This is a genomic window from Actinomadura sp. NPDC048032, from assembly GCF_040653175.1.
Lineage (GTDB): Bacteria > Actinomycetota > Actinomycetes > Streptosporangiales > Streptosporangiaceae > Spirillospora > Spirillospora verrucosospora.
On record NZ_JBEZJP010000446.1, the window covers coordinates 1 to 6,680 of the forward strand.

Consider the following 6,680-nt stretch of genomic DNA (forward strand, 5'->3'; position numbering starts at 1 on the left):
CGCGCTTAAACAGGTTGGACACCTGCGGCTCGATGCACTCGTAGCAGCCCGCGATGGACGCGATCGTCGCGGTCGGCGCGATCGCGACGAGCAGCGAGTTGCGCAGGCCCACCTCCGCGACCCGGGCGCGCAGGGCGTCCCAGTCGGCGGGACGGGACGGCGCCGCGTCCGGGAAGTGGTCCAGGTGGAGCTCGCCGCGCGCGGTGCGGGTCGCGCCGTAGGCGGGCAGCGGCCCGTGGGCGGCGGCGAGGTCGGCGGACGCGTTGTAGGCGGCGAGGGCGATCTCCTCGGCGATGCGCGTCGACAGCTCGCGCGCCTCGGCCGAGTCGAACGGCAGGCGCAGCGTGAAGAAGACGTCCGCGAGGCCCATCACGCCCAGCCCGACCGGCCGCCACTTGCGGTTGGCCTTCTCCGCCTCGGGAGTCGGGTAGAAGCCCCGGTCGATGGTGCGGTCCAGGAACCGGACGGCGGTGCGGACCGTCGACCGGAGCCGCTCCCAGTCGACGCCGGACGGCCCGACGTGCGCGGCCAGGTTCACCGACCCGAGGTTGCAGACGGCGGCCTCGCGGTCGCCCGTCACCTCCAGGATCTCCGTGCAGAGGTTCGACAGGTGGACGACCTTGCCGGGCTCGGCGGTCTGGTTGCAGGCGCGGTTGGCGGCGTCCTTGAACGTCATCCAGCCGTTGCCCGTCTCCGCGAGCGTCCGCATCATGCGCCCGTACAGCTTGCGGGCCGGGACCTGCCGGACGAACCGCCCCTCCCGCTCCGCCGCCCGGTAGGCCGCGTCGAACTCGTCGCCCCACAGGTCGACCAGCTCGGGGACCTCCTTCGGGTCGAACAGCGACCACGTCGCGTCGGCCTCGACGCGGCGCATGAACTCGTCCGGGATCCAGTTGGCCAGGTTGAGGTTGTGGGTGCGGCGGGCGTCCTCGCCGGTGTTGTCGCGCAGCTCCAGGAACTCCTCGACGTCGGCGTGCCACGGCTCCAGGTAGACGCACGCCGCGCCCTTGCGGCGGCCGCCCTGGTTGACGGCGGCGACGGACGAGTCGAGCGTGCGCAGCCACGGGACGATCCCGTTGGAGTGCCCGTTGGTGCCCCGGATCAGCGAGCCCCGCGACCGCACCCGCGTCCAGGAGACGCCGATGCCGCCCGCGTACTTGCTGAGCCGCGCGACCTGCCCGTACCGGTCGTAGATGGACTCCAGCTCGTCGCGCGGCGAGTCGAGCAGGAAGCACGACGAGAGCTGCGGGCGGCGGGCCCCGGAGTTGAACAGCGTGGGCGAGCTGGGCAGGTACGACAGGGTGCTGAGCAGCGCGTACAGCTCGGCGGCCTCCTCGACCGCCGCCATGTCACCGGTGGGGAGCCGGCCCCCCACACCCCCCGGCCCGACTTCGCCGGGAACGACGAGCCCGCACGCCACCCGGAGGAGGAAGTGCTGCGGGCGCTCCAGGACGAGCCGCGACCTCGGGTGCCTGAGCAGGTACCGGTCATAGACCGTCCGGAGCCCGAAGTACTCGAAGCGGTCGTCGGCGCCGTCGTCGACGAGGGCGTCCAGCGCGGCGGACCCGGCGGCGACGAAGGCGGCCAGGTCGTCCGCCAGGAGTCCCTCGCGGTGCGCGGCGGCGACCGACTCGGCGAACGTCCGGACGCCGGCGGCCGCGGCCTCCTCCCGGATCCGGACGCCGAGCAGCCGCGCGGCCACCCTGGAGTACCCGGGCTCGGCGGGGATGAGCGCGGCGGCCTCCCCGATCGCGAGGTCCCGCAGGGCCGCCGCGTCCAGCCCGTCCGCGGACCGGACCGCGGCCAGCACCCGCCCGGCCTCGGCGCCCGGCACCCCCTCGCAGGCCGCCTCGACCTCGGCGGCGATCTCCGCGGGCGGCGCGGCCAGAACCTGTGTCACGTGCATCTCCCCTCGCATGCCGCCTCGCGGAGGCATGCGAACGGCGCGCGGCGGCAGGCCGCGCTCCGTCCCCGGCCCACCCGCGAGGCCTGGACGTGTCGATCCGGGACGGACCCGGACCCCCGATGAGGCCGGTCTCCCGGCCTCGCGTGCGGGCAGGTCTTCGGACTCGCGGGCGCCGCCTCTGCCGAGGCGTCCTACTGGCCGTCGCTTCCCGGGCCGCCAGGCCCAGTGCTCGATGACGGCGGTCGTTCCCGCTCACCGCTGCGGGGCAGTCCCGGATTCCCACCGGGTTCCCTCTCACGCCGCCCCCGCCGCGAACGGCGGGGGCGGACCAGCACGGGACTGAACCCTACATCTAGTCGACGATCAACGCACAACCCCAAGATGTTGGGCGTGGCGGCGGATGTCCGGGGGCGGCTGGGCAGAGCGCGCAGGGGATGGGACGATGGGGGCCGTCATGAGCCCCCATGCGCCGCAGCCGCTGTTCCGGCCCGCGCGCGCGGTGGTGTTCGCCACCGTGTGCGCGACGCTGGCGACCCTCGGGCACGCCCTGGCGGGCGGCGCGGCGGTGCCGGCCTGGGCGGCGCTCACGGGCTTCGGCGCCGTCCTCGGCGTGACGCTGGTGCTGGCGGGCCACGAGCGCTCGCTCGCGACGATCCTGGGCGGGCTCCTCGGCGGCCAGTTCGCCCTGCACACGCTGTTCACGGCGGCCACCGCGCCCCACCACGCGCCCGCGGCGCACGCCACTATGACGGGCGCCGCGGAACCCGTCGCGGTCCCCGCCGCCCACGGCGGGAACGGCCTGGCGATGACGCTCGCGCACTGCACGGCCGCGCTGGTGGCCGCGTGGTGGCTGCGGCGCGGCGAGCGGGCCGCGTGGTCGCTCGCCCGGCGGGTCGCCGCCCTCGCCGACCGCCCGATCCGGCTGCTGCTGGCCCTGCTCGCCGTGGAGCCGGCCGAGCCTCCGGCCCGCCCCCTCCGGACGGCGCCCGCGGCGGCCGCCGTCACGGCCACCGGGCGCGTCCTGCGGCACCAGGTCGTCCGGCGGGGTCCCCCTCCGCGTTCGAGGGCGCTCGCTCACTCCTGAGCCGGAGCGCCGTACGTCACCGGACGCCGACTCGCGGCGCCCGGACATTCCCGTACGTCTCGAACGGAGTTCCGCAATGCCCTTCCTTCCGCACGCCCGGCGCGCCGGCGCCGTCGCGTCCCTCGCCGCCCTGTCCGTGATCGGCCTGGCCGCGGCGGCGTCCGCGCACGTCAGCGTCAACCCCAGAACCGCCGAGCAGGGCTCGTACACCAAGGTCTCGTTCCGGGTGCCGAACGAGCGCGACGACGCCTCGACCACCAAGCTCGTGGTGAGCCTGCCGGCCGACCACCCGCTGTCGTCGGTGTCGGTCCGGCCGCTGCCCGGCTGGACGGTGAAGGTCGAGAAGTCCAAGCTGCCGACGCCGGTGAAGACCGAGGGCGGCGAGCTGACCGAGGCCGTCACGAAGATCACCTGGAGCGGCGGCAGGATCGAGCCCGGCCGGTTCGAGGAGTTCGACGTCTCGATGGGGCCGCTGCCCACCGACACCGACCAGCTCGTGTTCAAGGCCGACCAGACCTACTCCGGCGGAGAGGTCGTCAAGTGGGAGGAGCCCCCCGCCGAGGGGGCGAACGAGCCGGAGCACCCCTCGCCGGTGCTGAAGCTCCTCCCCAAGGGCTCGGCGGCCACGGCCGGCCTGACCGCGCAGGTGAAGCCCGCCGCCGCATCGTCCGCGTCGTCCGGCGACGGAACGGCCCGGCTGCTCGGCGGCATCGGCATCGCCGTCGGCGTGGCCGGCGTCGCGGTCGGCGCCTACGGCGTGACCCGGGCGCGGAGCCGGGCATGACCCGGGCGGCGCTGCGCGGGGCCGCCGGGGCGGCGGTGCTCGCGGCGATCCTGACGGCGCTCACGGCGATCCTGGCGGCGACCGCGGTCCCGGCGTCGGCGCACACCGCGCTGACGTCGGCGAGTCCCGAGAAGGACGCGACGGTCGCGGCCCCGTCCCAGATCGTCCTGACGTACGGCGATCCGGTACGGCTGCCGCGCGTGGTCGTGACCGACGGGTCGGGCAGGCAGTACCAGACCGGGCCCGCGCGGGCGGTCGACAACAAGGTCACCCAGGCCGTCGGCCGCACGCCGCCCGACGGGAAGTACACCGTGGGCTGGCGCGTCGTCGCCTCGGACGGCCATCCGGTCGAGGGCGCCTACACGTTCACCGTGCGGGGCTCGTCCGGGGCCGCCCGGCCGCCCTTCCCCTCGCCGGTCCGGAAGACCATCGTCTCCACAGACGACACCGACGATCAGGGGGGCTCGTCGGGCTGGCTCTGGATCGGTCTGGCCGCCCTGGTCCTCGCGGCGGCGGCGGGCGCCGTCGCCTGGTTCCGCCGCTCACCCCGCCAGGATTGATCGTTTCGCTTCCGGTCGGATGATTACAGGATTACAGTGATAATCCGACCGGAAGCAGCCTGGGGGCGCCATGATCGTCGAGTACATCCGCTACCGCATCGACCCGCAGGACGCGGAGGACTTCGAGGCCGCCTACGCGCGGGCCTCCGTCCCCCTCGCCGCAGCCCCCGAGTGCGTGGACTACGAGCTGTCCAGGTGCGTCGACGAGCCGTCGTCCTACATCCTGCGCATCGGCTGGACGTCGGCCGACGGCCACATGCGAGGCTTCCGGGGCGGCGAGCACTTCCCCGCGTTCTTCGCCGAGATCAAGCCGTACGTCCAGCGGATCGAGGAGATGCGGCACTACGAGCGGACGGCGGTGCGCGGCGCCGGCTCGTCCGTCCCGACCATGTACGACTGGGCGGGCGGGAGCGCGGCGCTGGAGCGGCTCACCGAGCACTTCTACACGAACGTCCTCAAGGACGACCTGCTGCGCCCGCTCTTCGAGCACATGGCGCCCGACCACCCGAAGTGGGTCGCGGCGTGGCTCGGCGAGGTCTTCCGCGGGCCGGAGCGCTACGGCCGCGAGCGCGGCGGCTACGCCGCCATGGTGCGCCATCACCTCGGCAAGTCCATCACCGAGGCGCAGCGGCGCCGCTGGGTCTCGCTCCTCATGGACGCGGCGGACGAGGTCGGCCTCCCGGACGACCCGGAGTTCCGCGCCGCGTTCGCGTCCTACATCGAGTGGGGCACGCGCATCGCCCTCGCCAACTCCCAGCCGGACGCGAAGCCGCCCCTCGAAGCCCCCATGCCGCACTGGGGCTGGGGCGTCGCACCGCCCTACGTCCCCGCCGACTAGCATCCAGGGCGCCGAATCCCCCGTACGGCCTGGAGAGGTGCTGCACCATGGCGGACCGCGACGACGCCGCGCTCGACGATCCCGTGCGCGAGTCGCTCCGCGGTCACCACGCGCACCTCGCCCGCCGGCTCGGCCGGACCGCCACCTACCCGCCGGAGGTCTCGACCTTCTCCACGGTGTCCGCCGACCCGGACGCCGCGGAGTGGGCCGACCTCGCCCGGCTTCTCGGGCGGGGCGAACTCGCCGACATGTTCAGCAGCCCCGCGACCCCGCCGCCGGACTGGGAGCCGGTCTTCGTCCTGGAAGGCCTCCAGATGGTCTGGTCCGGGAGCGGTGAGACCGGCCCCGGCGCGGCGGACCCCGGCATCGTCGAACTCGGCGCGGACAGCGTGCCCGAGATGCTCGACCTCGTCGCGCGGACCCGGCCCGGACCGTTCTGGCCGCGCACCCGCGAACTCGGCTCCTATCTCGGCGTCCGCGACAACGGCGTGCTGGTGGCCATGGCGGGCGAACGGCTCCGGCCCCGGGGATGGACGGAGATCAGCACCGTCTGCACCGCCCCCGAGGCGCGCGGGCGCGGCCACGCCGCCCGCCTGATACGCGCGCTCGCGACGCGCGTCATGGCCCGGAACGACCACCCGTTCCTGCACGTGGCCGAGGCGAACACCCGGGCGATCGCCCTGTACGAACGACTCGGCTTCGAGACACGGAGGCACGTGACCTTCCGCGGCTTCCGGGTCCCCTGACCGCCGCGGGTAGTACGCTTTGCGGCGTTCCTGCGGCAGGGGAGGTTGATGAATATGGCCCGCGTGGCGCTTCTTCAGCATGCCCTTGTCCGGGCCGCCCGCGACTGAGCGCGGCCCGGTCGTCCAGAACGACCAGGAGCCACACGTGTCCTCTTCCGACCTGACCGCTTCAGGCCTGCCCGACTCCGACCCGGTCCGGCCGGGCCCGGCCGGACCGGATCTCACCACCGGCCGTCTCGTCCTGCGGCCGTGGACGTCCGGCGAGATCGCCGCCGTCCTGTCCGGTGACAGGCTCGCCCACTGGGCGGACGACTTCCCCGCCGAAGGCGACCGGGCCATCGCCGGCTTCGTCGCCGGGAACCCGTCCGCGCTGGGCGAGCACGGCCAGCGCCTGATCATCGAACGCTCCACCGGCCTGGTGGTCGGCGCCGTCGGCCTGTTCTGGCCGCCCGCGGACGGGGCCGTCGAGTTCGGTTACGGCGTCGTCCCGTCCCGGCGGGGCCGCGGGTACGCCACCGAGGCCGCCCGCGCCATCACGGCGTTCGCCCTGACCGCGCCCGGCGTGGACAGGGTCGTCGCGACCGTGGAGCCGTCCAACCCGGCGTCGGTCCGCGTCCTGGAGAAGGCGGGCCTCCGCCTTGCCTGCACCGACGAGACCCTCGCCACCTACAGCACCGCCTGACGGCGGACCGCGCGTGCCGCCCCTCCCTCGCGGAGCCGGGCGAGGGGCACGCGCTGGTTGCCCTCGGCGGCCGGCTTCAT

Annotated in this window: 7 protein-coding genes and 1 riboswitch; of the genes, 6 read left to right on the forward strand and 1 reads right to left on the reverse strand. The window is 74.6% G+C overall.

Features of this window, described 5'->3' with window-relative positions; all coding sequences use genetic code 11:
* The coding region (locus AB0C69_RS35845) for a ribonucleoside-diphosphate reductase subunit alpha (RefSeq protein ID WP_360359817.1) at positions 1–1,900 on the reverse strand (1,900 nt) is incomplete at its 3' end.
* A 157-nt stretch (positions 1,901–2,057) separates the two neighbouring features.
* A riboswitch (cobalamin riboswitch) is annotated at positions 2,058–2,201 on the reverse strand.
* A gap of 159 nt (positions 2,202–2,360) precedes the next feature.
* On the opposite strand from AB0C69_RS35845, the gene AB0C69_RS35850 reads away from it, so the two are divergent.
* The 6 genes from AB0C69_RS35850 to AB0C69_RS35875 all read left to right on the forward strand — a co-directional run bounded on the left by AB0C69_RS35850 (position 2,361) and on the right by AB0C69_RS35875 (position 6,600).
* Positions 2,361–2,990, forward strand: coding sequence for an MFS transporter (locus AB0C69_RS35850; RefSeq protein ID WP_360359820.1), 630 nt, complete (start codon positions 2,361–2,363; stop codon positions 2,988–2,990).
* Between the two features lie 76 nt (positions 2,991–3,066).
* The gene (locus AB0C69_RS35855; RefSeq protein WP_360359823.1) at positions 3,067–3,774 is read left to right on the forward strand and encodes a YcnI family protein; all 708 of its coding nucleotides are present in this window, start codon (positions 3,067–3,069) and stop codon (positions 3,772–3,774) included.
* The gene (locus tag AB0C69_RS35860) at positions 3,771–4,334 is read left to right on the forward strand and encodes a copper resistance CopC family protein (RefSeq protein WP_360359826.1); all 564 of its coding nucleotides are present in this window, start codon (positions 3,771–3,773) and stop codon (positions 4,332–4,334) included. The genes AB0C69_RS35855 and AB0C69_RS35860 overlap by 4 nt, the downstream gene beginning before the upstream one ends.
* Before the next feature lie 70 nt (positions 4,335–4,404).
* Complete coding sequence (locus AB0C69_RS35865; protein ID WP_360359829.1) at positions 4,405–5,172, forward strand: antibiotic biosynthesis monooxygenase; 768 nt, start codon at positions 4,405–4,407, stop codon at positions 5,170–5,172.
* Positions 5,173–5,219: 47 nt separating this feature from the next.
* Complete coding sequence (locus AB0C69_RS35870; RefSeq protein ID WP_360359832.1) at positions 5,220–5,918, forward strand: GNAT family N-acetyltransferase; 699 nt, start codon at positions 5,220–5,222, stop codon at positions 5,916–5,918.
* Between the two features lie 145 nt (positions 5,919–6,063).
* Entirely contained in the window at positions 6,064–6,600 is a 537-nt protein-coding gene (locus AB0C69_RS35875; RefSeq protein ID WP_360359835.1) for a GNAT family N-acetyltransferase, read from the forward strand.
* Positions 6,601–6,680: the final 80 nt, after the last annotated feature.